Below are 1,391 nucleotides of genomic sequence, written 5' to 3'. Positions count from 1 at the left end.
AAATGTTGACTGTGGCGCCTCGCGTGGCGACTGGTATTTCAGCAGCCTGTTAAGCGATGACGGCAAAAAGCACCCGGCAAATATCACGGATGAGGAAGGCTTCACCAGGGATGTCCCCGAGGATCAGCGCAGCAACTACTTTTCGATAATTATTTCCACAACTCCAGGGAAGGACATGCAATGAGCAGGAACGTCAACGCCGATCTGGCCAGTGCCGCATATTGCGCCCCTCAGTTCGAGAGTGACGGACGACCGGAACAAGTCCATGCAGGGGGCGAAACGTTTGTCGCCGTCGCATATGTAGACAGACCCAGCGGCTATCTCCGGTGACGCATCCAACCTGGTGAAGTGACTTCACTGCCTGAATCTGGCTATTGATAAGTGATGGGCGTCACGCATTCGACCATGAGGTCTTGCCGATTTGAAAAGCACCCATCCGCGGCCGTATCTTTTGAGTACTAGAGGATGCTGGTCCGAACAATGAAGGAACGTGAAGGGAAGCTGTTCCATGTACTCGGTGTCTCGCGGGCACTTTATGCCTTGCTCCTGACGTTGCCGCTGCTGGCGGCATGTGGAAGCAAAGAGCGCGCGCCTCCCCCGTACGAGAAGAATCCTTCACCCAAGGAGCCGTACGACCTTGTCCTCACCGTGCGTGACGGGCCGGACGACATCCAGGCCTCGAGCGGCTATGTCAGTTACAAGATTGCCGACGAGGCCTGTTTACCTCCCATCGACAACTTCGAGGGAGTCCGCTATGGCACAGACGAGTACACCATCAAGATTCCGCTGGAACGGGTCAACAAAACCGCCTTCAAGGGTAGCTTCTACCGGGACGGCGTCCTGAGCAAGGACTACTACGGAAGGGGGGTGTGCAAGTGGAAGGTCCAATTGGTGGGAGCATTTCTGGAGACAGAGGCGACCAAGTCGTTCACCTACTTCTCGATCTCAACAACCCTGGAAGATGGCGCAGAGACGCGATACACAAAGAAAAAAATTCAGCCAGGCCCTTATGACGACGGCATTTCTCCAGCAATTGTCATAAGCGGAAAGGGCTTCAGCAAGATGGTGCCCGAACCTCAGTGCAATGAATATTTTTCATTTAACCTCTCAACAACTCCAAGGAAGGACGCACCATGAGCAAGAACGTCAACGCCGATTTGGTCGCCGCGGGATATTCCCCCCCCCAATTCGAGAGTGACGGACGACCGAAGGAGGTCCCGGCAGGAGGAAGCACTTTTGAAGCGGTCGCATATTCAGATAGACCCAGCGGTTACCAGGGAACACTCTTCCGGGACGTAGCTACTGGCGACTACGTCCTCGTCAGCCGGGGAACCGAGTTCCTGATTAGCACGATGCTTCAGCTGGAAAGACAGGGACATTGCGCAAGGCGC

General features: G+C 55.1%; 2 protein-coding genes and 1 pseudogene. All 3 read left to right on the top strand.

The genetic code is table 11. From position 1 onward, the window contains the following. A partial coding sequence (locus tag ACQKDV_RS19520) for a hypothetical protein (RefSeq protein WP_427785871.1) occupies nucleotides 1-184 on the top strand: 184 nt, incomplete at its 5' end. Nucleotides 185-480: 296 nt separating this feature from the next. Beyond that, complete coding sequence (locus tag ACQKDV_RS19515) at nucleotides 481-1,137, top strand: hypothetical protein (RefSeq protein ID WP_427785870.1); 657 nt, start codon at nucleotides 481-483, stop codon at nucleotides 1,135-1,137. Next, nucleotides 1,134-1,391: pseudogene (locus ACQKDV_RS19510) on the top strand (hypothetical protein); the annotation flags it as partial. The gene ACQKDV_RS19515 and the pseudogene ACQKDV_RS19510, both read left to right, overlap by 4 nt.

The sequence above is a fragment of the Stenotrophomonas sp. NPDC077659 genome (genome assembly GCF_050268705.1).
Classification (GTDB): Bacteria; Pseudomonadota; Gammaproteobacteria; order Xanthomonadales; family Xanthomonadaceae; genus Stenotrophomonas.
This window is presented reverse-complemented; position numbering and strand designations above follow the sequence as displayed.